Origin of the sequence: Jiella mangrovi, from assembly GCF_017815135.1 — a bacterium.
GTDB lineage: Bacteria > Pseudomonadota > Alphaproteobacteria > Rhizobiales > Rhizobiaceae > Jiella > Jiella mangrovi.
Window position 1 is genome coordinate 274,108 of record NZ_JAGJCF010000004.1, and the last position, 25,179, is coordinate 299,286.

The 25,179-nt window shown below is 65.4% G+C and carries 21 protein-coding genes; 9 read left to right on the forward strand and 12 right to left on the reverse strand.

Features of this window, described 5'->3' with window-relative positions; all coding sequences use genetic code 11:
- The first annotated feature begins 12 nt into the window (after positions 1-12).
- The 4 genes from J6595_RS08775 to J6595_RS08790 all read left to right on the forward strand — a co-directional run bounded on the left by J6595_RS08775 (position 13) and on the right by J6595_RS08790 (position 5,404).
- Positions 13-1,281: an MSMEG_0569 family flavin-dependent oxidoreductase gene (locus J6595_RS08775; protein ID WP_209594079.1), complete on the forward strand. Its 1,269-nt coding sequence runs from the start codon at positions 13-15 to the stop codon at positions 1,279-1,281.
- A gap of 190 nt (positions 1,282-1,471) precedes the next feature.
- Positions 1,472-2,233 carry a TetR/AcrR family transcriptional regulator gene (locus tag J6595_RS08780; protein ID WP_209594080.1) on the forward strand — a complete coding sequence of 254 codons (762 nt, stop codon included), beginning with the start codon at positions 1,472-1,474 and terminating at the stop codon, positions 2,231-2,233.
- 47 nt (positions 2,234-2,280) lie between these two features.
- A complete protein-coding gene (locus J6595_RS08785) occupies positions 2,281-3,516 on the forward strand; it encodes an alpha/beta hydrolase (protein ID WP_245197715.1) in 1,236 nt (411 codons plus the stop codon).
- A 208-nt stretch (positions 3,517-3,724) separates the two neighbouring features.
- Complete coding sequence (locus J6595_RS08790) at positions 3,725-5,404, forward strand: thiamine pyrophosphate-binding protein (protein ID WP_209594081.1); 1,680 nt, start codon at positions 3,725-3,727, stop codon at positions 5,402-5,404.
- A 90-nt stretch (positions 5,405-5,494) separates the two neighbouring features.
- On the opposite strand, the gene J6595_RS08795 is transcribed toward J6595_RS08790, so the two are convergent.
- The 3 genes from J6595_RS08795 to J6595_RS08805 form a co-directional block, all read right to left on the reverse strand.
- Entirely contained in the window at positions 5,495-5,806 is a 312-nt protein-coding gene (locus tag J6595_RS08795) for a polyhydroxyalkanoic acid system family protein (RefSeq protein ID WP_209594082.1), read from the reverse strand.
- Positions 5,807-6,569: 763 nt separating this feature from the next.
- Positions 6,570-7,937, reverse strand: a complete 1,368-nt coding sequence (locus J6595_RS08800; RefSeq protein WP_209594083.1) for a DEAD/DEAH box helicase — start codon at positions 7,935-7,937, stop codon at positions 6,570-6,572.
- Between the two features lie 458 nt (positions 7,938-8,395).
- On the reverse strand, positions 8,396-9,517 hold the full coding sequence (locus tag J6595_RS08805; RefSeq protein ID WP_245197717.1) for a D-alanyl-D-alanine carboxypeptidase family protein: 1,122 nt from the start codon (positions 9,515-9,517) through the stop codon (positions 8,396-8,398).
- 202 nt (positions 9,518-9,719) lie between these two features.
- Between J6595_RS08805 and J6595_RS08810 the strand changes: the two genes are divergently transcribed.
- Both J6595_RS08810 and J6595_RS08815 read left to right on the forward strand, forming a co-directional pair.
- Positions 9,720-10,127, forward strand: coding sequence for a hypothetical protein (locus tag J6595_RS08810; protein ID WP_209594085.1), 408 nt, complete (start codon positions 9,720-9,722; stop codon positions 10,125-10,127).
- A 71-nt stretch (positions 10,128-10,198) separates the two neighbouring features.
- Positions 10,199-10,711 carry a copper chaperone PCu(A)C gene (locus tag J6595_RS08815; RefSeq protein WP_209594086.1) on the forward strand — a complete coding sequence of 171 codons (513 nt, stop codon included), beginning with the start codon at positions 10,199-10,201 and terminating at the stop codon, positions 10,709-10,711.
- A 292-nt stretch (positions 10,712-11,003) separates the two neighbouring features.
- On the opposite strand, the gene J6595_RS08820 is transcribed toward J6595_RS08815, so the two are convergent.
- The 7 genes from J6595_RS08820 to J6595_RS08850 form a co-directional block, all read right to left on the reverse strand.
- A complete protein-coding gene (locus J6595_RS08820; RefSeq protein WP_209594087.1) occupies positions 11,004-12,836 on the reverse strand; it encodes an ABC-F family ATP-binding cassette domain-containing protein in 1,833 nt (610 codons plus the stop codon).
- A 240-nt stretch (positions 12,837-13,076) separates the two neighbouring features.
- Positions 13,077-13,601: a GNAT family N-acetyltransferase gene (locus J6595_RS08825; RefSeq protein WP_209594088.1), complete on the reverse strand. Its 525-nt coding sequence runs from the start codon at positions 13,599-13,601 to the stop codon at positions 13,077-13,079.
- An 11-nt stretch (positions 13,602-13,612) separates the two neighbouring features.
- Positions 13,613-13,924 carry a type II toxin-antitoxin system TacA family antitoxin gene (locus tag J6595_RS08830; RefSeq protein WP_209594089.1) on the reverse strand — a complete coding sequence of 104 codons (312 nt, stop codon included), beginning with the start codon at positions 13,922-13,924 and terminating at the stop codon, positions 13,613-13,615.
- Positions 13,925-14,020: 96 nt separating this feature from the next.
- Complete coding sequence (locus J6595_RS08835) at positions 14,021-17,191, reverse strand: efflux RND transporter permease subunit (RefSeq protein ID WP_342453136.1); 3,171 nt, start codon at positions 17,189-17,191, stop codon at positions 14,021-14,023.
- Positions 17,188-18,537, reverse strand: coding sequence for an efflux RND transporter periplasmic adaptor subunit (locus J6595_RS08840; protein WP_209594090.1), 1,350 nt, complete (start codon positions 18,535-18,537; stop codon positions 17,188-17,190). Before J6595_RS08840 ends, J6595_RS08835 begins: the two co-directional genes overlap by 4 nt.
- Positions 18,538-18,794: 257 nt before the next feature.
- Entirely contained in the window at positions 18,795-20,549 is a 1,755-nt protein-coding gene (locus tag J6595_RS08845; protein WP_209594091.1) for a PRC-barrel domain-containing protein, read from the reverse strand.
- A gap of 164 nt (positions 20,550-20,713) precedes the next feature.
- Positions 20,714-20,878 (reverse strand): DUF1328 family protein, encoded by a 165-nt coding sequence (locus tag J6595_RS08850; protein WP_209594092.1) that lies wholly within the window; start codon positions 20,876-20,878, stop codon positions 20,714-20,716.
- A 246-nt stretch (positions 20,879-21,124) separates the two neighbouring features.
- Here J6595_RS08850 and J6595_RS08855 point away from each other — a divergent pair, with 246 nt between their 5' ends.
- On the forward strand, positions 21,125-22,081 hold the full coding sequence (locus J6595_RS08855) for a diacylglycerol/lipid kinase family protein (protein ID WP_245197719.1): 957 nt from the start codon (positions 21,125-21,127) through the stop codon (positions 22,079-22,081).
- A 79-nt stretch (positions 22,082-22,160) separates the two neighbouring features.
- On the opposite strand, the gene J6595_RS08860 is transcribed toward J6595_RS08855, so the two are convergent.
- Positions 22,161-22,439, reverse strand: coding sequence for a DUF7218 family protein (locus tag J6595_RS08860; RefSeq protein WP_209594093.1), 279 nt, complete (start codon positions 22,437-22,439; stop codon positions 22,161-22,163).
- Positions 22,440-22,522: 83 nt separating this feature from the next.
- Positions 22,523-22,789 (reverse strand): hypothetical protein, encoded by a 267-nt coding sequence (locus J6595_RS08865; RefSeq protein WP_209594094.1) that lies wholly within the window; start codon positions 22,787-22,789, stop codon positions 22,523-22,525.
- Between the two features lie 562 nt (positions 22,790-23,351).
- Between J6595_RS08865 and J6595_RS08870 the strand changes: the two genes are divergently transcribed.
- Together J6595_RS08870 and J6595_RS08875 are read left to right on the forward strand one after the other, a co-directional pair.
- Complete coding sequence (locus J6595_RS08870) at positions 23,352-23,837, forward strand: hypothetical protein (RefSeq protein WP_209594095.1); 486 nt, start codon at positions 23,352-23,354, stop codon at positions 23,835-23,837.
- A complete protein-coding gene (locus J6595_RS08875; RefSeq protein WP_209594096.1) occupies positions 23,834-25,141 on the forward strand; it encodes a relaxase/mobilization nuclease domain-containing protein in 1,308 nt (435 codons plus the stop codon). The genes J6595_RS08870 and J6595_RS08875 overlap by 4 nt, the downstream gene beginning before the upstream one ends.
- Positions 25,142-25,179: the final 38 nt, after the last annotated feature.

A 25,179-nucleotide genomic window follows, 5' to 3' on the forward strand; every position in this document is an offset into this window, starting at 1 on the left:
GAGGAACGGGCGATGACCAGCGATCCCGCCGCGTCGAAACATGTCCCCGTCGTGATCGTCGGCGGCGGTCAGGCCGGCCTTTCCGTCAGCCGGCATCTGCAAAAGCGCGGCATCGGGCATGTCGTCTTCGAGCGCTACCGGCGGTTCCATTCCTGGCGGGAGAACCGCTGGGACACGTTCTGTCTGGTGACGCCGAACTGGCAGTGCCGTCTTCCGGATTTTCCCTACGAAGGCGGCGACCCTGACGGTTTCATGCCGAAGGACGAGATCGTCGCCTATCTCGACGCCTTTGCCGACAGCTTCGATCCGCCGCTCATCGAAGGCGTCGCCGTCACCCGGATCACGCCGACCGGCGAGGGCTACCGCGTCGAAACCTCACGAGGTGTGTGGACCGCCGATCAGGTGGTGATCGCCAATGGCGGCTACGACACGCCAATCGTTCCGCCCTATGCGAAGGATCTCGACGCTTCGATCGTCCAGATCCATTCGCGCGACTATCGCCGGCCCTCGCAGCTGCCGGCGGGGGCGACGCTGGTCGTCGGCACCGGCCAGTCGGGCGTCCAGATCATGGACGATCTCGTTCTCGATGGCCGCAAGGTGCATCTCGCGGTCGGCTCGGCGCCAAGAAGCCCGCGCAAATATCGCGGCCGCGACGCGACGGACTGGCTCTATGACGCCGGCCACTATGCGATGACGATTCGCGAGCACCCCGACCCGCAAAAGGCGGTGAGCCAGACCAACCACTACATGTCCGGACGCGACGGCGGCAAGGAGATCGACCTTCGCCGCTATGCCCTGGACGACGGTGTTGCGCTTTACGGCACGCTGGGCGGCATGGACGGGACGAAGATCGGCTTCCTGCCCGATCTGGAAAAGAACCTCGACGACGCCGACAGGAGCTATGTCGGCATCCGCGAGGCGATCGACGCCCATATCGAAAGGAACGGCATCGAGGCGCCCGTCGAGCCGCCCTTCGAGAAGGTCTGGCGGCCGGAGCGCGAGATCACCGAGATCGACGCGAAGGCCGAAGGCATCACTGCGATCGTCTGGTCCATCGGGTTCCGGCCGGACTATTCCTTCATCGAGGTTCCCGTCTTCGACGAGCTCGGCAAGCCGGTCTACGATCGCGGCGTCACAAAGGTCCCGGGCTTTTACTTCGTCGGTCTCGGATGGCTCAACACCTGGGGATCCGGCCGCTTTCTCGCCATCGACGAGGACAGCCGCTATCTCGCCGAGATGATCCAAACCGTTGCGCGCGAAGGCGTTCTCGAAAAGGCGTGATCCGTCGCGCGGCATCATGTCCCAAGCGACGCTCTGAACCTGCCGAGATGATCGCCTGACCGCCGTGATGGCAGATTTGCAACGCTCGTCCGCAATCGGCGGGGGCTGCGACGGATCGTCCCTGTATCAACTAAACGATATCGTTTAGTTCCTTCGCGGGAGGGCATTTCCTGCCCGGATCGGAGGATCGATGGCGTGGTCGAGACAGGCTCTTGCGCGGGCAAGACTTTCCCGCGCGGCAAAGGCCAGGGGTGGGCGGCCGACCCGCGAAGAGTCGGAACGTCGCCAGCTCAAGGTCATGGATGCGGCAACCCGCCTGTTTCTGGAGCGCGGCTTCGACGCGACGTCGATCGAGGCGGTCGCGCAGGCGGCGGGTGTCAGCAAGGCGACGCTCTATGCCCATTACACCGACAAGCGCGGCCTGTTCGCGCAAGTTCTGCGAGCTCGGATCGGCCTCAGCCTGGAGCCGCTGTCGCAATCCACGGAAACGCAGGCGGGCGAGCGCCGGGGCGGAACGGATCTCGCCGAGAGAATTGACGCCATCAGCCGGCACATGGTCGATGTCTTGCGCCAGCCCGAGGCGATATCGCTGCAGCGAATCCTCATCGCCAAGGCGCCCGATTTTCCAGAACTCGCCGATCTCGCCGAAAAGGAGGGCCGGCTGCGGGTCATCGGGGCGGTCGCGACCCTCCTCGAGGATTATGCCCGGCGGGGCGAAGTGACGATCGAGGATCCCACACTCGCTGCCGATCTGTTCCTCGCGATGGTCACTGGCCCCTATGTCAGCATGCCGCTCCTGCCCGTCGAAGGTGAGGAGGCGGCGCTTGAGGAGAGGCGCCAGGCAGCCGTCTCACTCTTCCTGAGGGCGATCGAGCCCCGCTCACCAGCCGTGAGCGGGGCAGCGGGCGGGCGGGCGGAGCCCGGCGAAACCGCGTCGAGCCCTGGGGCGTGAGCTTTCCAAATTGCAGTTCCAAGGATGAAAGTCAGGCTCGAAGCCCAATGAGATTTCAATTTACGTTCGTGCCGGTCTTTTGTCTGGTGATGCTTGTCGCCGGCTGCGCCGGCGTTCCGCGCACGACGCTCGAACCGGTGCCGGAAACCGTCCCCGGCGCGCATCGGGTCGATATGCTGGTGGTCACGACGCGGGCGCCCTCGAAGGTGCCGGGGGAGGTGTTCAGCGGGCGTCGTGGCGGCAAGGTCTCGTTCGACAACGTCGTGGTCTCCGTACCGCCAGATAACGTCCGCAGGCCGGGCGAGGTGATCTATCCACCGCAAAATCCGGGCGATCCGGCCAAGCAATTCGTCGTCCAGAAGATCCGGCCGCTGGCCCTGAAGGGCGCCATCGCCTGGTACGATCGTGTCGCCGGGCCGAAGAAGCGGGTGCTGATCTTCGTTCACGGTTTCAACAACACCTATGAGGACGCCGTCCTGCGCTTCGCCCAGATCAGCACCGACATGCCGGTCGACGCCGCGCCGGTGCTTTTCACCTGGCCCTCTGGCGGCTCGGTCTTCGACTATCTCTACGATCGCGACAGCGCCAACTACTCCCGCGATGCACTGGAAGAGATGATCGAGCAGATTTCGGCCAGCCGGAACGTCAGCGAGATCACGCTTCTCGCCCATTCCATGGGCGGCTGGCTGGCGATGGAGGCGGTGCGCCAGATGGCCATCCGCCACCAGGGCAAGCTTCCCAGGAAGCTCGCCAACATCGTCCTCGCCTCGCCGGACATCGACGTCGACGTCTTCAGGACCCAGCTCGACCAGATCGGCGACGCGTCCAAACGCATCACCATCTTCACCGCGACCGACGACATCGCCCTCGATGTTTCACGACGGCTCGCCGGCGGCGATCAGCGGCTCGGCGCCATCGACATCCGCAATCCAGCGATCAGGCAGGCGCTCGTCCAACACGGCATCACCGCCATCGATCTCAGCGACGCCAACAGCAATGACGGCCTCAACCACATCAATTTCGCCGACAGCCCGAGGATGGTGTTGGCGATCGGCCAGCGACTTGCCGCGGGTGATGACATCTCCGGTCAGAGGCCGGGCTTCGGGGAGACCGTCGGGGCGACGGCGCTCGGTGCGGCGCAAGGGGTCGGTTCGGCAATCGGCGCCGGCGTCACGGCGCCGATCGCGGTGGTCGATCCCGCCGCGCGACAACGGCTCCGCCAGCAATTCTTCAATTCGCGCGAGGCTTTCGCGGGTTCGCTGAGGACGGCTAGCGGGCGCTGAAGTCGGCGCCGGCGCGGCGGCCGTCCTACCGTTGCGCGGCAGGCGAAAGCCAGGGCTTTTTTCCTTTCGCCCTCCTCCTCGACTGGCCGCGGCCATTGCTCGCGGCGGCAAAGGCTGGCATCCCGGCATGAAGCGATGGAAGGCTTCGGCAGGATGCTGAAGGGGCGTCGGCCGGACCGATCTCCATTCGCTCGTGAAAGGAAGATCGATGATGCGCAATGGTGGACAGCTTCTGGTCGAATGCCTTCTGGGGCTCGGCGCAACCAAGAGCTTCGGCGTGCCGGGCGAGAGCTATCTCGCGGCGCTGGACGCGCTGTACGACACCAAAGGCCGGCTCGACTACGTGCTGTGCCGGCAGGAGGGCGGCGCGGCCTTCATGGCGGCCGCCTGGGGCAAGCTGACGGGGTCGCCCGGCATCGCCTGGGTGACGAGGGGCCCCGGCGCCACCAACGCGGCGATCGGCGTTCACACCGCGATGCAGGATTCGGCGCCGATGCTGCTCTTCGTCGGCCAGGTCGGCACCGACATGAAGGGACGGGAGGCGTTTCAGGAGCTCGACTACCGCGCCGTTTTCGGCACCATGGCCAAATGGGCCGTCGAGATCGACCGGGTGGAGCGCATCCCCGAGATCGTGTCCCGGGCCTGGACGCTCGCCGTCACCGGCCGGCCCGGCCCGGTGGTGATCGCCCTGCCGGAAGACATGCTGACGACGCTGACCGACGCCGCGCCGCTGTCCGGCCCGGCGGAGATCTTCGAGCCCGCGCCGCCGGCCGAGGCCATGAGCCGGCTTCGCGACATGCTTCGCGAAGCGGCGAGGCCGGTCATCCTTTACGCCGGCTGCAACTGGCGTCCGGGCGCGATGGGGGCGGTCCAGAGATTTGCCGAAGCCTCCGACATCCCGGTCGTTTCGGTGTTTCGCTACCAGGATCAGTTCGACAATTTCTCCCCGACCTTCTGCGGCGAGGCCGGCGTCGGCATGGCGCCGCAGGTCAAGGCGCTGCTGCGCGACGCCGATCTCGTCATCGCCTTGAACGCCCGGTTCGGCGAGAACTCGACCGATGGCTACACGCTGCTCGACGTGCCGCAGCCGCGGCAGAAAATCGTCCATGTCCACGGCTCGGATCTCGAAATCGGCAAGGTCTATCGCCCGGCACTCGGCATTCATGCCGGTCCCAACGCCTTTGCCGAGGCGCTGGGCGCCCTGGAACCGGTGACGGGAAGCTGGGGCGAATGGCGGGAGAGGGCGCGGGCAGCCTATGAGGCGGGCTTCGACCTGCCGGATCTCGCTTCGCCCGTCGACATGGGCAAGGTGACGGCGCATCTGCGCGAGGTCTTGCCGGACGACGTGATCCTGACGAACGGCGCCGGCAATTTCACGGTCTGGCCGAACAAGTTCTTCCGCTACGGCCCGAAGGCGCGGCTGCTCGCGCCGCAGTCAGGGGCCATGGGCTATGGCGTGCCGGCGGCCATCGCCGCGAAGATCGCCCATCCCCGGCGCACCGTCGTCTGCTTTGCCGGCGACGGCGATTTTCAGATGACCTTGCAGGAGCTGGCAACGGCAAGGCAGGCCGGCGCGGCGCCGATCATCCTCGTTCTTAACAACGGCATCTACGGCACGATCCGCGCCCATCAGGAGCGAAACTATCCGGCCCGGGTTTCGGGCACGGACATGATCAGCCCGGACTTTGCCATGCTCGCCCGCTCCTACGGCCTCTACGGCGAGCGGGTCGAGGCGACGGCCGATTTTCCGGCCGCCTTCGAGCGGGCGCTGGCCTCCACGACCGGCGCGGTGCTTGATCTTGCGATCTCGCCGGAAGTGCTGACCCCGCGCCAGACCTTGAGCGAGATGCGCGCAGCCGCCCTTTCGGCCGGCAAGGGCGCGCATTGATGAAAGACCCGAAAGGTCCCATGCAAGGAGATCGGCGCCCCGTCTCGACGAGACGCTGGCAGGCTTCGACAGTGGCGGGCGCTCGGCGACCTACTTCTTTTCGAGAAGCAGCGTGCCTTCCTTCTGCAGCTTGCCCTTGAGCTTGCCGGCGATCGCGGCGAGGAAACCCGGCAGGTCGATCTCGACATGGACGTTGTCGTCGAGCACGTCGAGCCGGCCGGTGACGGTCTGGCCCATCACCTTGGCGCGAAAGTCGAGATGGTCGCCGGTCCATGTATCCTCGAACTTCACGACACCGCCCAGCATGTCCTGGCGCAGGCTCGCAAAGCCGCCCTCGATCCGGCCTCTCGCCGCCTCGCGGGTCAGCTTGTGGGGGATGTCGACCTTCACCGTCTCGGCCATCGGGTTCTCCTAACGTTCAACTTGCATGGGATATGGCGATCGACCGCCTGTCGCGCAACGTCGTGCCGCGGAATGGGCGGGACGGCGTCAACTGTCGCGCCCACGCTGTAGCTGGTCATTCGCGCGGCGGCCGCTCATTCGCCGGGCGGGACGCGAAACATCACCGCTTCGTCATCCCGGGCTTGATCCGGGATCCATTCCAAATCGGTGACGACATCTCGCAAGCCCTCGTCAAGGGAGTGTTTGTTCTGAAGCGAACTGCAAATTCTACGCGGAGGAATGGGTCCCGGCTCGCAGGCCGGGATGACGAAGCGTCCGGCTTTGCGGCAGGTCTGCCACACGGATCTCGCGTCTTTCGGGGGGCACGGCCAACGGCGTCGGACACGATGCGTAGATTCAGTAGGTTAGAGCATCCTAAATGCGTCCGTTCAGTGTGCACGACATTCTCGTCGAACGGCGCATATCGAGTGCCTGACAGTTTGAGATTAGGTGTCCGCTTTTATCGCGCTCGTCATGCTCGGGCCCGTCCCGAGCATCCAGTGCGCCGATTAAGCTTCTGTTGTTTCAAACGGCTCTGGATTCTCGGGACGGGGCCCGAGAATGACGAAGCGTCGAATGGTGCGCCTTCTCGATCAAGTCGTGGCCGGCCCTCGAGGATCGTGTCGTGCACACTGGCGTCCATTCGGACGCCCCGCATCCTAATGACGAAAAAGAGCGCGAAGTTGCCTCCGCGCTCCTTTTCATTCGCACAAGTCGATGCGGCTCACGCGCCGGCGACGGCCCGGCTCTGTCCACCACCGCCGCCACCGCTGCGGCGCCGGCGACGCTGCTGGCCGCCGCCCGGCTTGTCCTGGCGACGGTTTTCGCCGCCGCCGGCATTGCGCGGCGCGCCCTGGCCGGGATTGCCGCGGCGCTGCTGCTGGCCGTTGCGTCCCCGCGGCTGACGCGGACCGCGCGCCGGCCGATCGTCGGGCTCGTTCATTGCCCCTTCCGGCACCTTGAAGTCGGTTGGCTGTGGCTCCAGCGTCTGGCGCGTCAGCCGCGCGATCGCTTTGAGCTTCGAACGCTCGGACGGATCGATCAGCGAGATCGCTGCGCCCGAATGGCCGGCCCGTGCGGTGCGGCCGATGCGGTGGACATAGCTCTCCGGCTCTTCCGGCAGCTCGTAATTCACCACATGCGAGATCTCGTCGACATGGATGCCGCGGGCGACGATGTCGGTGGCGACGAGCACCCGTGCCGAGCCCTTCTGGAAGGCGGCGAGCGCCTTCTGGCGGGCAGCCTGGCTCTTGTTGCCGTGGATCGCCAGCGCCGGAATACCGGCCTTTTCGAGATCGCCGGCCAGCCGGTTGGCGCCGTGCTTGGTGCGGGTGAAGATCACCACCTTGGAGAGCGAGGCGTCGGCGAGCCGGTCGATCAGCCAGTGCTTCTTGGCCTTTTGCGGCACCAGATAGACGCTCTGGTCGATCTTCTCGACGGTGATCACCTCGGGCGTCACCTCGACGCGGACCGGCTTGGTGAGGATCTTGGCGGCGAGATCCTCGATCGAGCGCGGCATGGTGGCCGAGAACAGGAGCGACTGGCGCTCCTTCGGCAGCTTGGCGACGATCTTCATGACGTCGCGCACGAAGCCCATGTCGAGCATGCGATCGGCCTCGTCGAGGACGACGTGCTCGACGCCGGACAGATCGACGGCGCGCTGATTGATCAGGTCGAGCAGCCGGCCCGGCGTGGCGATGACGATGTCGACGCCCTTGGCGAGGGTCGTGATCTGCGGCCGGATCGAGACGCCGCCGAAGACGGTCGTATGGCCGATCTTGGTGCCGACGGTATAGGACTTGACGTTGTCGGCGATCTGCGAGGCGAGCTCGCGGGTCGGCGTCAGGATCAGCGCCTTGACCTGCCTCGGGGCAGGGCGGCCGCCCTTCTTGAGAAGATCGTGGATGACGGGCAGCGAGAAGGCGGCCGTCTTGCCGGTGCCGGTCTGGGCGATGCCGAGGACGTCGCGGCCGGACATGACCGCCGGGATCGCCTGGGCCTGGATCGGCGTCGGCTGGGTGATGGAAAGACGCGCAAGCGCGGAAAGAAGCGTTTCGGCAAGGCCGAACGCCTGAAAATCTTGAGAAGTCAAAGCATGCCTATGGATGCGTGCGGGCCGGTGCGGCTCCGCAGGAAATGTCGATCATCTTCGCGCGGGCGGACGGTTCGACGGGCCGTGTCGGGCTGGCTGGCGGCGGGGAGCCACTGGGCAGATCCGAATTCGCCGGATGGTGCCAATTGCGAAAGCAAGCGGACTGAACGGCGATCGCGCGATCACGGCGTGATGAGGGTCATATCGCCCTTTTGCTGCGCCGCGTCAAGGGCGGGCGGGCGATCGTTGCGAAGGCTGGCGCCGCCGCTGCCGCTTCGATCTCCACTTTTGCGGGATGTGTACAGAGCCCAGGGTTTGTCGCGCCAAGGCCGGGAGATGTTGGCGCACGTCGCGCCCCCCTCTGCCTGCCGGCATCTCCCCCACGAGGGGGGAGATCAGGCCAATCGCGAGCGGCAGCGAACGCGCGGCCGTTTGGCGGACAGCTTGTCCTTCCGTCGTCAGCGATCGTCGCTGCGAAACTGCGCTGCCACCGTCCCGGCGATGCGCGAGAAGACGCCTGCGCTTTCCACGGATTCGCCGGCAAAGAGCGGCACTTCGCGGATCGGCTCGCCGCCGCGCGAAAAGACTGCCCAGCCGGCGCGCTGGCCCTTCTTGACGGGGGCGGGGATCGGGCCGTTGCCCTCGATGACGCGCGTCACATCCGCAAGACTGCCGCGGGGAACGAGCATCGTCAGGTCCTCGCGGGCGAAGAGGGGAACGCTTTCCTGCGATCCGCCCGCGACCTTCGCCTCGCCGATCGCCTCTGCGGCCGAGATCAGCGTCACCTCCTCGAAGTCCTGCAGGCCGAAGTCCATCACGCGTTTTGCCTCCCGCGCTCTTTCGGCCAGGGACTGCATGCCGGACATCGCCAGCACGATGCGCCGGCCGCCCTTGGCCGCAGAGGCGACGAGGCCATAGCCGGAGGCCGCGGTATGGCCGGTCTTCAGCCCGTCTGCACCCAGTTCCAGAAGCGGGTTGCGGTTCTTCTGCGTGATGCCGTTGAAGGTGAAGCTCTGCTCGGAGAACAGCGGGTATTCCTGCGGAAACGTCTTGATCAGATATTCCGCGAGGATGGCGAGATCGCGCATCGTCACCTCCTGGCCAGGCGCCGGCAGGCCATGGGGGTTGACGAAATGCGAATGGGATAGGCCGATCGCCCTGGCTTCGGCGTTCATCCTATCGGCGAATTTCGCCTCGCTGCCGGACAGCCCCTCGGCGATCACGATCGCCGCGTCGTTGCCGGACTGGATGATCAGGCCCTTGATCAGATCGTCGAGGCTGACGGTCTTGTGGACCGGCAGGAACATCGTCGAGCCGCCGGAATTGGCGCCGCCCTCGCGCCAGGCATGTTCGGAGACCTCGAAGGTATCTTCCCTCGACGCCTCGCCCTTCTTGATCATGTCGAAGACGACGGTCGCGGTCATCAGCTTGGCGAGGCTCGCCGGCGGGATCGGATCGTCGGCATTCTTTTCGTAAAGAACGCGCCCCGTGCCGACGTCGATCAGGATCGCCGTCGGGGCCGTCGTCTCGAACGCGCCTGCCGGTGCGGCAAAGACGACCACGAGCAAGAGGGCCTGCAACAGGCTGGCAAGTCCGGTGAAAGGGGCGGGTAAACGGCATCTCCACATGCCCGTTGCGTATCCAAGGAGGCGTTGCGCTTCAAGCGCTTCACGCAACTTTGGTCGGCACGGGAGACGGGGCGTTGTCTGGCGCCGCCTGCCGGATTGATCAGCGTCCAGACGCACGGGTGACAAGGCAAGCGATCTTTGCCACAAATCTTCGATGCGAACCGTGCGGCACTTCCTGCGTGACAAGGTCTCGGCGGCGGCGTTCGTCGCCGTCCTGGCGCAGCTGATGCTGCTCCAGATGCTCGTCGCGGGCCAGAACTGCCTTGCCATGACCTTCGCCGAAGGGCCGCAGGTGCTGTGCTCGGGGAGCCTCGTTCCGCAGGACGGTGTGGAGGCCCGGCGCGACGCGGGGTCGGACCACTGCCCGGGCTGCGCCTGCGCCATCGCTTGTGGCGGCCAGGGTCATCCGTCTGTCACCACGCAGACTGCGGAGGCGGCACCGGCCTTCGCGCTTGAGACTCCGGGCGGGATCAAGCGCTTGGCGCAGGGTGGCCCGCCACCGTCCCTTGCCTTGGCTCAGGGGCAGCTTCGCCTGCGCGACCCGCCGGATTTCTCCGCCTGAACACGCGATCTGTCATCAGCCCCGATCGGACGACCCGCGGGGCCTTGCCTCTCTTCCTTCGGAGAATTTCCATGCGTTTCATCCCCACGGCCCTTGCGGCCGCGAGCCTTGTCGCTGCCGTTTCCGGCGCGAGCGCCCACTCCTACAAGGTCGGCGACCTCGAGATCGCCCATCCCTGGAGCCGCGCGACCCTGCCCAACGCTCCGGTCGCGGGGGGCTACATGACCATCACCAACACCGGCAAGAGCGCCGACCGCCTGATCGGCGGTTCCACGCCGGCGGCCGAGCGCGTCGAGATCCACGAGATGACGATGGATGGCGACGTCATGAAGATGCGCCCGGTCGAGGGCGGGCTGGAGATTCCCGCCGGCGAGACCATTACCCTCAAGCCCGGCGGCTATCACCTGATGCTGACGAAGCCGGCCGGGCGTCTGAAGGAGGGAGACCGCGTGCCGCTGACTCTGCGCTTCGAAAAGGCCGGGGAGGTAAAGGTCGAGCTGGCGGTCGATAAGCCCAACGCCATGGGGCCGGGCGGCGCGACCGGTGTGGATCATGAAGCGCATGGGGCAATGAAGATGAAGTAGGTGCCGGATTTTGATGTGGGCGGTCCACATTGACGCCGAGGATAGCCCGGTGGCGTCGCCATCGACTGCATCCGAGGCTGGAATTCCGGCCGACCCCATCGAAATCACGTCATCCTCGGGCTTGTCCCGAGGATCTACCGCTGCAGCCGGATCAGAAGCGTTTCCGAAGAGCCAGTCATGGACGCGCGGCCCCGTCAGCCGACGGCAGGAGATCCTCGGGACAAGCCCGAGGATGACGGCGCAGGGGTGTTGTTCGCTTGGAAAAGCCAGCCTTTCCAATGTTTTATCCGCGTCACCCCTCCATTTCGGCCTTGAGCATTTCCAGCTCCAGCCATTCGTCCTCGGCCTTTGCCAGCGCCGCGCGTTTTTCGTCGATGAGCTTTGCCAGTTGCTGGAACCGCTCCGGCTTCCTGGAAAACAGGCTCGGGTCCGCCATCTCCGCTTCGGCTTCGGCGATCGCGGCTTCCAGTTCGGCAATGGTCTTGGGCAGGGTTTCGAGGGCGAATTTCTGCTTGTAGGAAAGCTTCGACGAGCTGCCCGAAGGCTTTGCGGCCGGCGCAGCGGGGCCTGAGCCGGATGCAGCCTTGGCCTTTCCCGAAGCTGCCGGCTTCTGCGCCTTTTGCGATGCCGCCGCGTCCCGCTTCTGGGCGAGCATGTCGGAATAGCCCCCGGCATATTCGAGCCAGACGCCATTTTCGGCCGGCGAGATGACGCCCGTCACCGTCCGGTCGAGGAAGTCGCGGTCGTGGCTGACGAGGAGCACCGTGCCGGGATAGCCGGCGATCAGCTCCTCCAGAAGATCCAGCGTCTCCATGTCGAGATCGTTGGTCGGCTCGTCGAGGACGAGGAGATTGGCGGGCGTCGCCAGCGTCTTGGCGAGGAGAAGCCGCGCCCGCTCGCCGCCGGAAAGCTGGCCGACAGGGGTGCGGATCTGCTCGGGCTGGAACAGAAAGTCCTTCAGATAGCCAGCGACGTGACGCGGCTCGCCATTGACCATCACCTGGTCGCCGCGCCCGTCGGTCAGGGCTTCGGCGACGCCGACATCGTCCTTCAGGCTGGCCCGCTTCTGGTCGAGAAAGGCGAGATCGAGATTGGTGCCGAGGCGGATCTTGCCGGTGTCGGGCTGCAACTCGCCGATCAGCATCTTCAACAGCGTCGTCTTGCCGATGCCGTTCGGCCCGACGAGGCCGATCCGGTCTCCCCGGGCGATGCGGGTGGAGAAATCATCGACCAGCACTCGGCCGTCATAGGCCTTGGAAATGCCGTCCGCCTCGATGACCAGCTTGCCGCTCTCGCGGGTCTCGCCGGCCTGCATCACCGCCTGGCCGACGGCCCGCCGCGTGTCCCGGCGCTGCTGGCGCATGGCGTGGAGCTCGCCGAGCCGGCGCATGTTGCGGGTGCGGCGGGCGGTGACGCCGTAGCGCAGCCAGTGCTCCTCGCGCACGATCTTGCGGTCGAGCTTCTGCAGGTCGCGCTCTTCTTCCTCAAGCACCTTGTCGCGCCACGCCTCGAAGGAGCCGAACCCCTCGTCGATGCGCTTCACCCCGCCGCGGTCGAGCCACACCGTCGCCTTCGTCACGGTCTGCAGGAAACGCCTGTCGTGGCTGATGACGACGAGGGCGCTCTTCATCTGGCGAATTTCGCCTTCCAGCCATTCGATCGTCGGCAGATCGAGATGGTTGGTCGGCTCGTCGAGGAGGATGACGTCGGGCTCGGGGGCGAGCGTTTTCGCCAGCGCCGCCCGCCGCGCCTCGCCGCCGGAAAGATTGGCCGGCGACATGTCCTCGGTGAGGCCGAGCGCTTCGATCAGAAAGGTGACGCGGTAAGGATCGTCGGCCGGGCCGAGGCCATCGGCGACATAGTCCCCGACGCTCTGGAAATCGCCGAAATCCGGCTCCTGAGCGAGATAGCGCAGCGTCGTACCGGGTTTCAGGAACACCTCGCCCCGATCGGGCTCGACCTGACCGGCGGCGATCTTCAGAAGCGTCGACTTGCCGGAGCCGTTGCGCCCGACCAGCGCGATGCGATCGCCGGGCAGGACGTTGAGTTCGACGCCGGACAGAAGCGGTGTGCCGCCGAAGGTGAGCGCGACGCCATCAAGGCGCAGAAGGGGAGGGGGTGCCATGGGGGGCTTCTACAGCATCGGCCCAAAAATCGGAATCGATTTTTGGAAAGCACGATGCGTAGATTCAATAGGTTAGAGCGTCCTTTGTGCGTCCATTCGGACGCACGGCGCTCTAAGCAATTGCGGGATCGGAGGGAATGGGGGCGATGTCCGGATTTGGCCGATTGGCATTTCCCGAACTGATGAGCGGCCTCGAACGAGCCGGCCCGCGGCGCATGTGCCTGCTTGCCGGCAACGATGCTACCGACCCGAGAGCAATTTCCGGACGACTGCCATCGGGAGAACCATTCTGAGTGGGTTGGAGGGCAGAGATTCGAAACCGTAGCGGCGATAAAGCGCCAGTCGCTTTTCGACCAATGTGGCATCGCCGCAGTCGAGAACGTCCAGCATCACGGCAGCGATCCCGAGTTCGTCCGAGATGCGGCTCATCCGCGCGAGGCAGTCGAGGAGGAGATCGCCGCCGTAACCCATGCCCTGAAACCGCTGATCGACCGCAATCATGGAGATGAACCCGACGGGGATCCGACCATGGCCGGGCCGATTTTTCGCGAACCGGCTTGGAAGCTCCGCATATGCGACCGCGTGGGCGTTGATGGCGTAAAAGCCGATCAGGTCTCCATTTGGAGAGAGCATGACGCGGACCCGCAGATTGTCCGCCTTCTGCAGCTTGTTCGCCGTCTTGTGGAAGAAATTGTCGACCCGTCCGACCCCGGATGAGAACGACGTGCGATCATGTCGTTCCGGATCGAACGTCTCGATGATCATCCGCGGCTGCGTCACTTTCGCGAATCGACCGTGTCCCGATATCGCGAGAATGCGGCCCGCAGGGCCTCGGTCGGCTCGGGCGGATTGTCGAGCGCTTCGAAGAAGGCGGCGTGATCGGCCGGCGTCAGCCTCGTCACCTCATGTGCGGCGATGGTCCTCAGTGCGGCCTCGTAAGCCGCGGTCATCGTGAAGACGGAATCATCGACACCGCTCAATGCTGCCGCTTGTTGGATGGTCCGCTTGATGCGGGGCTTGGTGCGGAAGTTCATGCGCTCGCTGGCCCGCTCGTCGTCGCGTGTCGGCCTATCCGGCGAAGAACTCATGGCCATGGCCTCCCTTATAACCCCAAGAATGTACGCCAAAGCGGCGCACAATGCAAGAAGCTGATACCGGTTGACGCGATCTTGTCCTGTCCGCCCCTACTCCGCGGGCGCCGGATGCCCGCCCTTTTCGTCGCCTTCCCGGCGCCCCTCGTTCTCGGCTTCCGCCGCCGCCACGTCGCGGTGGAGTTCGGCGGTGCGTTCCGACACCGGCCTGGAGAACCGACCGAGGATCAGATAGGCGACCGGCGTGACGTAGAGCGTCGAGAAGGTGGCGAGGCCGAGACCGCCGACGATGACGTAGCCGAGTGCGATGCGCGCCTCGGCGCCGGCGCCGGAGGCGAAGACCAGCGGCAGGCCGCCGACGACCGTGGCGACCATCGTCATCATGACCGGGCGCAGGCGAATGAGACAGGCGTCCTCGATCGCCTGGCGTAGCGGCAGGCCTCTTTCCCGCAATTGATTGGCGAACTCGACGATGAGGATGCCGTTCTTGGCCATGATGCCGACGAGAAGGACGAGGCCGATCTGGCTGTAGAGATTGAGGCTCATCCCGAAGAAGGAGAGGGCGAAGATCGCGCAGGCAACGCCCAGCGGCACCGTCGCGATGATGATGAAGGCCGAGACGAAGCTCTCGAACTGGGCGGCGAGAACGAGGACGATGACGACGATGGCGAAGCCGAAGACCAGAGCGAGGCCGTTGTTGGTCTCGGTGAGCGTCGCGGCCTCGGCGAGCGGGATCAGCCGCTGGGAGGGCGGCAGGATGGTCTTGGCGAAGGCCTGGGTGTCGATCCAGGCATCCTGAATGGCGTAATTGTCAGGGATCGAGGCGGTGATGGCGACCGCGCGGCTGCGGTTTTCCCGGCTCAGCGACGGTGCGATCGGCTTTTCCTCGACGGTGGCGATGGTCGACATCGGCACGATGCGCCCGTCGGAGGCCTTGAGGAAGACGTTGCGCAGGTCGCTGGGATCGTTGACCGGGTCGCTGGTCGAGATCAGCTGGATCGGCACTTCCTTGTCGCCGATATAGGTCTGGCCGATCTCGCGCCCGTCGAGCAGCGCCTGCATCGCGGTGGCGAGACCGTCGATGTCGATGCCGAGATCGGAGGCCCGGGCGCGGTCGATGACGACCGAGAGCTGCGGCTGCGTCGCGTCGTTGGACAGCCGCACCGTGCCCCAGCGGCCATCGGCCTGCATCTTGTCCACCAGTTCGTCGGCGCTCGCCGCCAGCTCATCGAAATTCTGGCCGGCAATGGCAAATTGCAGGCCGCGGCCGCCGCCCCGGATGCCGAGCGAATTCGGCTGGATGGCGAAGGCCCGCACACCGGCGATGTTGCGCAGCTTTCCGTTGATCTCTGCGACGATCTCCTGCTGGGTTCTGGCGCGATCGGCCCAGTCGGCGAGGCTGAGCACCATAAAGGCCCGGTTGGCGCCGCCCCGGCCGGTGATGGCGAAGACGTTTTTCGCCTCCTTCGTGCCGACATAGGGGATCAGGATGTCCTCGATCTTGCGGACCTGGGCGTTGGTGTAGTCGAGGCTCGCCCCCTGCGGCCCGCTGATACTCATCAGGACGACGGCACGGTCCTCGGAGGGCGTCAGCTCCTGCGGCATCGTCTTGAAGACGGTGTAGGCGCTGAAGGAAAACAGAGCCGCCGCCGCGACGACGACGATCGGGAAGGCGAGGCAGAAGCGAAGGGTGAGGGCGTAGAAGCCGCCGAGCTTTGAACCGGTCCAGAGGATGGCGCGCGCGAAGCCCCCCGGCTTCCTCTCGTCCTCGCGGGCCTTCAGAAAGGTCGCCGCGAGCATCGGGCAAAGGGTCAGCGCGATGAAGGAGGAAATGACGACGGCCGCGGCGAGGACATAGCCGAATTCGCGGAACAGCCCGCCCGCCTGTCCGGGCAGGAAGGAGATCGGCACGAAGACGGCGGCGAGCGTCGCCGTCGTGGAGATGACGGCGAAGAACATCTCGCGCGCGCCGATGACGGCGGCGGCCCGGGGCTTTGCCCCCATGTCGCGCCAGCGCACAATGTTTTCCAGAACGATGATGGCGTCGTCGACCACCATGCCCGTCGCCAGCACGAGGGCGAGGAGGGTGAGGATGTTGATGGAAAAGCCGGCGAGATAGATGAAGGACACGACGCCGATCAGGGCGATCGGCATGGTGACGGCGGGAATGAAGGTGGCGCGGAGGTTCAACAGAAACAGGAAGATCACCGCGACGACGATGACGACCGCAAGCCCGATGGCGAGCTGCACCTCGTGCAGGGCGCCGTTGATGAAGGTCGCGTCGTCGCTCGTCACCTCGACATGGACGCCGTCGGGCAGCGTCCGGTTGAGGTTTGCCACCTCCCGTCTGACGCCGTCTGAGATGTCGAGCGTCGAGGAGCCGGCCTGCCGGACGACGCCGAGGCCGATCCCCGTCTCGCCGTTGCGCCGCAGCTGCGAGCCGGCGTCGTCGGGTCCGAAACGGACCGAGGCGACGTCGCCGACTTGCGTGCGCGCGTCGAGATAGATCGCCTCGAAGGCTTCCGGCGAGGTGACGTTGGCGTCGGCCCTGACGATCAGCTGCTGGCTCGGCGAGGCGAGGGAACCGGCCGGAACGTCCAGCGCGGCATTCTGGAGCGCGGTTGCGACATTGCCGAGGGTGAGGCCCCGGGTTGCCAGCTTGTCCGGGTCGATGTCGACATAGATGAGCTTCTCGCGCTCGCCATAGACCTGCAGGTCGGCGACGCCGTCGACGGCGGCGAGCTGGTCGGCGATGCGATCCTCGACGAGGGTCGTCAGATCCTCGATCTTCATGTTTTTGGCCGTCACGGCGAGGCGCATGATCGCCTGGGCGTCGGCATCGGCCTTGACGATGCGCGGCTCGTCGGCGCCCTCGGGGAGGCGGTTGGCCATGCGGCTGACGGCGTCGCGCACGTCGCTCGCGGCGACGTTGAGGTCGGTCGCGTCGGAAAACTCGATGGTCACCCGGGCGTCGCCGAATTCCGATTCCGACGACATCGATTCGATGCCGCTGACGCGCGCGACGGCGCTTTCGATCTGGCTGGTGATCTGACGGTCGATCGTCTCGGGGCTCGCCCCGTCGAAATCGACCGAAACGGTGATCACCGGCCGGTCGACATTGGGCAGTTCGCGGATCTCGACGGCGCTGAGTGCGGCGAGGCCGGCGACGACGATCAAGAGGTTGAGGACGATGGTGAGGACCGGCCGGCGGATGAAGAGGCTCGTGAAGGCCGTCAGCCCGTCGATGCGCTGCTCCGGCGTCACTGGCGGGCCGCCTTCTGCGGGTCAGCTGGGGCCGAAGCCGGCATCTCTCCGGCGACGGCGGCGCGAATGAGGCCGGATGAAGCGCTCTTTGCCGCATCGATCGACGAGCGCCGTCCGGCGGATGCATTCGCGCCCTCGGTGCCGGCCTCGCCCGGCGCGCCACCGGCAACGGGCGAGCGCGGGGCGTCTTCAGCGGTTCGCACGTCGACGCCGGGGCGCATCGATTGCAGCCCCTCGACCACGACCCGATCGCCCGCCTTCAGATCGTCCGAGGCCAGGAGCACCCGATCGATATTGCGCTCGATGATCTTGACCGGCGCCTTCACCGCCTTGCCGTCGACGATTTTCCAGACGATCGGCCCGCTGCGCTCCCAGACGACGGAGAGCGGATCGACCGAGAGATATTCCTCGCCATCGAGCGACAGGGAGACGGAAAAGGACATGCCCGGTCGCAGCGTGTCGCCCTCGTTATCGACCAGCGCCTCGGTGCGAAGCGTGCGGCTGGCCTCGTCGAGCCGGCTGTCGATGGCGCTGATCCGGCCCTTGAACATGCGATCCGGCTGAGCCGTGGGAACCGCCTCGACGGGAGCGTCCAGGCTCAGGTCGGCGACGAAACTCTCCGGCGTATAGAAGACGACCTTGATTTCCCGGCGATCGTCCACCGTGGCGATGGCCGTCTGCGAACTGACGAGGTCCCCCTCGTCGACGGACACAATGCCGATCCGCCCGGTGATGGGCGCACGGACGGTGCGCTTGGCGAGGGCGATTTGCGCGGCCTCCAGGTCGAGCTTGGCATTGTCGCGTTCGCGAATGACGTCGTTGACCTCGACGCTGGAAATGGTGCGCGACTGCGCCAGCCGCTCATAGCGGGCGAGCTTTTCCTCCGCCGCATCGACGGCGATGCGGGCGCGGCTGACGGCGAGTTCTTCAGAGGAATGATCGAGGATGATCAGTGGCGCTCCGGCCTCCACCGCGTCGCCGGACCTGACCGCGACGGTTTCGATGATGCCGGTGGTATTGTCGGGATAGACGGTGACCGAGCGGGCCGCATCGCCCGTTCCGATCGCGCGCATCTGGGTTCTGGTCCGGCCCGTCTCGACGGGATCGGCAACGACGAGCTGCGCGCCGCCGCCAAACCGGCCGCCGCGAGGGCGCCCGCTCGCTTCCGAAACGGGAGCATCACTTTGCGCAGGGGCGAGCCATGCAATCGCCTCCCTGACGGGCGCTGGTAGTGGCAGGTCGGAGGACAGGATAGCTCGCCCGGCCTGGGGCTCAAGCGAGATGTAGGCCCCTCCCATCAGCACCAGCACGACCAGAGTGACGAGGATCTGCCGGATCATGGTCATGCGCCGCGGTTCTCCATGAATTTCGACTGTCTATTCCTGACGTGTGTGCCGCAGCATATTCATAAATCAGGCGGTTTTGCCGCCGCTTCGCAACAAATTGCAATTGCAGACCGAAGCCCAGTTGCGAGCGGGCTTCGATGGCCGACGCGACGGTCTGGTCGAATCCCGCATGTCGCTGCCGCGACCCTAGACGAACGCAATGCAAAAAGGGCCCGCCTTGCGGCGAGCCCTCGATCATTTTCCCGAGATGAGTAAGATCAGTTCGACGATTGACCGCTGCCTTCACCCGACTGACCCGACTGGTCGGTGGTGGCGGCGTCGCCGCTCTCCAGCCGCATCTGGTCGCGGTTCTCGGCGTAGGTGTCCTTGTTGTACTCCGGCGCGTTGTTCAGCTGATCCTCAGTGAACTGCGTGTAGAGGTAAAGCGAACCGTTCTTGTCGCGCATGAAGTTGAGGTTGTCCATGCCGACCGCGACCGGCTTTTCGCCGATGCCGAGGAAGCCGCCGACGTCGACGATCACGGCGTCGACCTTGCCATCGGCGCTCATCGCGATGTCACCGATTTCGCCGACGCTCTGGTCGTTCGGACCATAGACGGTGGTGCCCATCAGGTCATCGGCCGTCAGCTGCGCGTCGTCCTGGACCTTGGTCATGCCCTGGCGCTGGTCGCCACCGGTCGAAGCGGTGACGGTCGCGTCGCCCGACGTGTCGGTCGTGGCGTTCTGGGCAGCCTGCTGCGTCTGGTCACCGGCACTGTCCATGGCCTGACCCGCGTTATCAGCCGTCTGCTCGGTCTGCGCGGCGGCGTTGTCGGCAGCCTGCTCGGCGTTGTCGCCGGCATTGTCCATGGCCTGGCCGGCGTTCTCGGCCGTCTGCTCGGTCTGGGTGGCGGCGTTGTCGGCAGCCTGCTGGGCGTTGTCGCCGGCATTCGCTGCTGCGGAACCCGCAGCCGCGCCCGTCGCGGCACCGGTCGTGGTTGCGGCCATCTGGTCGTTGGACTGCTGATCGGCGGGCTGGGCGCTTTCATTCGACGCCATGTTGTCCGACGTCTTGTCCGCCTCGAAGGACGGTGCCTGCTCGAGGCTCTCCTTGTCGAGCGCAGCCGTGATGCGCGGCTCGTCGCTGTCGTTGCGAGCCATCTGCAACTGATCGAACGGGACGGCAACTTCCTTCTCGCCGATGCCCAGGAAGCCACCGACGCCGACAACTGCCGCATCGACGGTGCCGGACGAAGCGAGCACGAGATCGTTGATGCCACCGATCTCGTTGGCATCCTCACCCGGACCCGAATAGACGTCGGCGCCGATGAGGTTCTCGGTCAGGTACTGGTCAGAGCCGACCGTCGCCGGATACTCGCCCGAGCCGGCTTCGTTGGAAGCGGTCTGGCGGTCCGTCTTACCCTCGGCGGTCTGCCCCTCGGCGGTGTTCGAAGAGGCCATCTGCTCGCCCGAACCATCGGCCGGAGCGGTCGTGCCACCAGCCGAAGAGGACTCGGCGGATGCCTGATCCTGAGCGGCCTTCTGCTCCTCGCGGGTCTGGAACGTCGGCGCACTGGACAGCTCGTCCATGCTCGCCTTCAAGATGGCCCGGGGTTCGTTGTTCTCGCCCATGGTCCAGCCGATCTGCTGGAACGGCACTGCGACGACCTTGGACTCGTCGTTGATCGTCGCGCTGACGATCGCCGCCACGACCTTGCCGTCGCTGCCGACGAGAAAGTTCTGGATGTCGCCGACCGACTTGGCGTCCTGGCCTTCGCCCTCATAGACGGACTTTCCGGTCAGGTTGGAGGCGAGATACTGATCACTGGACAGGTTGGTCAAGAAGTTGCCCGAGGCCGAAGCCTTGGCCATGTCGCCCGACATGTCCGTGGACGCTGCGCCCGAGGCATTCGTGCCGGACTGAGTCGCGGCCGGCTGCTGGGTCTGCTGGTTGGTCGAATTGGCGTCCTGCGCCATGGCCGGCGCGGTCAGAAGAGCGGCAACGGCGGTGGTTGCGAGAAGCTTGCGAATCATCGTGAATAACCTTCGTCTATATTAGTGATAGACCGGCCGCGCAGCCTGATCGTTCTTGTCAGGATGCGCGGGGTTTGGATGATTGATGAACGGACTGTTAGGCAATCGGTTCCCGAAAATCCGTGTCCGACGATCGATTTGCAGCCAAGGGCGCCGGCGTCGCGCTATCCGATGACGAGGACGCCGAAGATGATGAGCAGCAAAAGGCCTACAAGCACAATGAAGATCAAAATCTTCGCTATACCGGCCGAAACGCCGGCTATGCCTCGGAAGCCGAGCAGGCTGGCGATCGCTGCGACGATTAATAATATGATGATCCATTCGATCATATGGAACTCCTTTGCAAACCTTCAGTGAGAGAAACGGCTGCGGCCGGCCTCTTTCGAGCATTTAGGGCTGTCCCCGACGATTTGGATGGAGCGGCCGGCGAAGCTCGCCTTTGATGCATTGATGATCTCGTCCGTTGCCGCCGCGGCGGAAGGGACGCTTTCCACAGGACACGCGTATGCGCGAGGGCGTCGACTTTCGCCGGTGACCGCCTAAGTCAGACACTTCGGCGCGCGAAAGACCGGCGCTTGAAGTTTCGGGTGGTTTTTCTGTCGATGCACATACTAGCGCTTCTCAATCAGGATGGTGGCACCCTGAAAACGGCTGACCTCGACTGGTTGTCGGCGTTGATCCGCGACGAGTTCGGCGTTCACGGTCACGAGGTCTCGGTCGAGATATGCCCCGGCTCGAAGATCGTTTCGAAGATAGAAGACGCCGCCAAGCGTGCGGACTTCGACGTCCTTCTCGTCGGCGGAGGCGACGGGACGGTCTCCGCGGCAGTCGGGGCGCTTTACGACACCGAGACGGCTCTCGCCATTCTGCCTGCCGGGACGATGAACCTCTTTGCCCGGACGCTGCAAATCCCGCTGGCGCTGGAACTGGCGGTCAAGGCGTTGGCGGGCGGCACGATCACGGCGGTGGACGTGGCAACGGTCAATGGGAAACCCTTCGTCCACCAGTTCGCCACGGGTCTCCACGCCAGAATGGTGCGCTTTCGCGAGAGGATCGCCTATGGCTCCCGGGTGGGCAAGATGTGGGCGACGACCCGTGCGATCGCCCTTGCGTTCCGCAGGCTTCCGAAGGTCGAGCTGGTGATCAATGTCGACGGTCGGACGGAGCGGCTGAAATGTACGGCGATCGCCATCTCCAACAACCTCTACGGATCGGGACATCTGCCATTCGCCGACAATCCGAAGGGGGGGGTGCTCGGCGTCTATATCTGCACGGAACGGCGGCTTTCACGCGTTGCCAAGCTGACGCTCGATATCTTCACCGGCAAGTGGCGCCAGAATGCGGATTTGATCGTGAAATCCGCCAAGCACGTCGATCTCGCCCACCGCGGCAAGCCGCGCTCGAACCGTGCCGTGCGCGATGGCGAGCTGGAGGTGCTGGACGATCTGTCGAAAGTCGAGTTGCATCCGCTGTCGCTGAATGTGCTCGTGCCGGCCGAAGCGACCTATCTCGACCAGGCCGTCGTGGAGTAGAGGGACATCGCGTCGTCATGACGGCCGCTGAACTGGCCGCCGCCGCTTCTGCCGCTCCGCTCGCCGGAGGGGCTCGTCCTCAGTGGTTGCGCAAGGCGTCGATCAGCTCGTCCTTCGACATGTCCGAGCGTCCCTCGATGCCGATCTCCTGCGCTCTTTCGTAGAGTTCGTCCTTGGTCCACTCTTCATAAGGCGGCGATTTCCCGCCCGTCCTGGACGGATGCATGTCCGGATTGGCCCTGGCGTTGGAAATCCGCGCGGATTTCTCCTTCGAATAGCCTTGGTCACGCAGTGTTTCGTAAAGTTCCGGATCCTTCAGGGAGGAGTTGTCGCTGGTCTCGTCCCGCTTCCCTGCCATCGTTCCTCTCCTCTGCGTGCCGCGATCTCCTCGCGGCGGGGGAAGGCGCCGAACTCTTCAAAGGTTCCAGCGCCTCGCCCGCCTCAGTTCGATCCGTTGTCGGTGCCCGTCACCCCGCCGGCATCCGGCTGGACGACGGTGTCGTCGCTGCTCTGCGCGCTGTTTTGAGCCGGCGCAGCTTCGCTCGCCGCCGTCCCGGAACCGTCCAGATCGGAGTTCGGCTCGCTGGCACCGAAGAATTGCAGGCCGACGAAAACGATCACGCACAACGCCAGAGCTGCAATGAGAACGACCAGGACCGGTCTGCCACTGCGACCCTGCCGGGCATTTTCGTCGTTGAGATTGGTCATGTGATCGTCTTCCTTGTCGAGGCGCCCGGGTCGAACCGTCTCGTCTCCGGGCTCCTGTGGAAATGGGGCCGGCGGTCCGCGTCCCCGCGCGAGTGAATGGGTTTTAAGAAACCGATCTGTTCCAAGCGTCATCGCCCGGTTGCCGGTCGATCGGGCCAAGTCCATCGCCCAACTTGTGCAGGACGCGCCTGAAATGCCGATCTGTGACGATGAAACGCAGATGCGACCAATCCCGTTCCGGCTGCGACTTCTGGGCGCAGTGGACGGGCAAGACAGTTTCGCATGGGGAAGGCCGCAGCGCAGCGCCGGCTTTTGCGATTGAGGCAGAGGCCGCCTCGAAAGTACCGGTCAGGCGAAGCTGTTTCGCCGTTCCCGTAGGTCGCTCATGCCCGGCAATACCAGACTCCGAACGGGCTCATGAAACACCCACGACAGGACGGCAGACGGACAAAAGGAAAATGGCGCACCTGGACAGCGAGACCTCGAACGAGCTCTTCGAGACGCTGGAGGCGTGGAATACCCTGCTTGAGCACCGAAAATCCTCGGATTTTCAGGTGCCGCCATGCTCTCTGTAGGGGATGTCTTCGCCAGTGCGACCGGCCTGCCGGACGTTCCGCCTTCCAAACCTCGGCCTGCGCCTGTCAGGCGCGCGCCGCCTGAAGCGGCGAACGGGCCGAAGCGCAAACGCGCCGCGCCGTTCAGCATTCGCCTCAGTGAAGAGGAGCGCGCCCAGCTGGCGCTAGAAGCCGGCGGCGAACCGCTTGGCACCTATATCCGGGTCAAGGTTCTGGATAGCAGCGGTCAGCGCAAGCGGCGCACCGGCCAACCCATTGAGGACCGGAAGGCGCTTGCGAGGCTGCTGGGCCTGCTCGGCAAATCCGAGCTGGGCGCGCACCTCGCCGAGCTGGCCAGTGCCGCCCGCTCCGGCTCCCTGCCCGTCGATCCCGAGACGCAGACGCAACTGCAAGAGACGCTGGCGGATGTGCGGGAACTCCGCCGCCTGCTCATGGAGGCGCTCGGCCTGCAGATGGGCGGGGCCGCGTCATGATCCTCAAAGGCTCGCAGCGCGGCGGAGGACAGGACCTCGCCCGCCATCTGATGAAGGTCGAGGATAACGAGCATGTCCGTGTGCATGAGCTACGCGGCTTTGCCTCGGACGATCTCAAGGGCGCGTTCAAGGAAGCCGAGGCCATCGCGCGCGGCACGCGCTGCAAGCAATATCTCTTCTCACTGAGCCTGAGCCCGCCGGAGAGCGCCCGCGTCAGCGCGGCGCAGTTCGAAGCGGCCATCGGCCAGGTCGAGGAGAAGCTCGGGCTGCAGGGCCAGCCGCGCGCCGTCGTCTTCCATGAGAAGGAAGGACGGCGGCATGCGCACTGCGTCTGGAGCCGCATCGACGCCGAGACGATGACGGCAAAGCAGATGTCGTTCTTCAAGACCAAGCTGCAGGGCGTCTCGCGATCCCTCTATCTCGATCACGGCTGGGACATGCCGCGCGGCATGCTGGACAAGGCCGCGCGCGATCCCACCAGCTTCACCCTCGCCGAATGGCAGCAGGGTAAACGCCAGGGCGTCGATCCGCGTTGGCAGAAACTTATCGTCCAGGAATGCTGGAAGAGTTCGGACAGCCAACGCGGCTTCGAGGCCGCGATTGAAAGCAAAGGCTTCTTCCTCGCGCGCGGTGATCGGCGCGGTCATGTGATCGTCGATCATGACGGCAGCGTTCACGCCCTCTCCCGAATGCTGGACCTTAAGACCAAGGATGTGCGCGCCCGGCTCGGCGACGGCGCCGATCTTCGGTCCGTCGATCAGACCAAGGCGCGCATTGCGGAGCGCATGACGCCGGCGATCCGCCGCCATGTGGCGGAGAGCAAGGCGAAGTTTGCGGAAGAATCCAAGGCGCTGAACGATCAGAAGGCGGAAATGACCGCCCGGCATCGCCGCGCAAGGGTCCGCCTCGAAGCCGAGCATAAAGCGCAATGGCATGCCGAGATCAAAAGCCGCTCGGCCGCCCTGCCGCGCGGGCTTCCCGGCATCTGGCAGCGGGTCAGCGGGCAGTATCAGGACATGCGCCGCCGCAACGAGGCGGCGATGGCCGAGCTGTGGCAGCGGCAGGCGGACGCACGGCAGGCGCTGATCGACAAACAGCTGAGCCAACGGGCCGCCCTGCAGGATCGCATCAAGGCGCTGCGGGACGAGCAGGCCAGGCAGCTTCGAGAATTGCGCGGGGAGATCGGGCGCTTCCTCGCCTTCACGACCGGGCGGGATGGCCCGGCGCGTGATCCAAGCCGCGCCCGTCAACCGGAACGCGGGACCGGACGCCAGAGAAGCCGGGGGCTTCGCCTGGAGCGATAGGCCGCGCTCTTATCAAGAGGAGTGAACAGGCATGTCAT